At 51.4% G+C, this 502-nt stretch carries 1 protein-coding gene; it reads left to right on the top strand.

Going from position 1 to position 502, the window contains the following annotated elements; translation table 11 throughout:
* The coding region (locus FCS21_RS16940; RefSeq protein WP_371287251.1) for a tyrosine-type recombinase/integrase at positions 1 to 222 on the top strand (222 nt) is incomplete at its 5' end.
* Positions 223 to 502: the final 280 nt, after the last annotated feature.

Raw genomic sequence — 502 nt, 5'->3', positions numbered from 1 at the left:
TACGCTGGAAAAATGACCGCACATGGTTTTCGCACGACAGCTAGTTCACTTTTGAATGAGAGCGGCAAATTCCACCCGGATGCGATCGAGCGAGCATTGGCACACCAAGACAGCAATGCGGTGCGTGCCGCATACAATCGAACTCAATACTGGGATGAGCGCGTGAGAATGATGCAGTGGTGGAGCGATCAGCTGGACACTTTAAGATCAACGGTATGCTAAGCGTGCACTGATGTGACCGGTATCTGATTGTTACAGTGGCGACCGAAGCAGCCACAGATATTGATCGCCGCAAGGGAGCCGGCTCCCATCAGATACATGGCTATCCGTTACAGACCTCTTCTTCCACTTCTCTAGGCTCTTCAAAAGAACAGATGGCCGTTCCTCGCCAATCGCACAAATTCTCTGAACCAACCCTCTGACAGTCCTGCCTCACCTGTCTGACATTCACCTCAATTTTACGCGCTCCCACCTATTGAAGCAGAAGGTCACACCTTCGCTT

This window comes from Colwellia ponticola (assembly GCF_005885605.1).
Classification (GTDB): domain Bacteria; phylum Pseudomonadota; class Gammaproteobacteria; order Enterobacterales; family Alteromonadaceae; genus Colwellia; species Colwellia ponticola.
The sequence above is the reverse complement of the archived record's forward strand: the minus strand, read 5'-3'. Positions and strand labels throughout refer to the sequence as shown.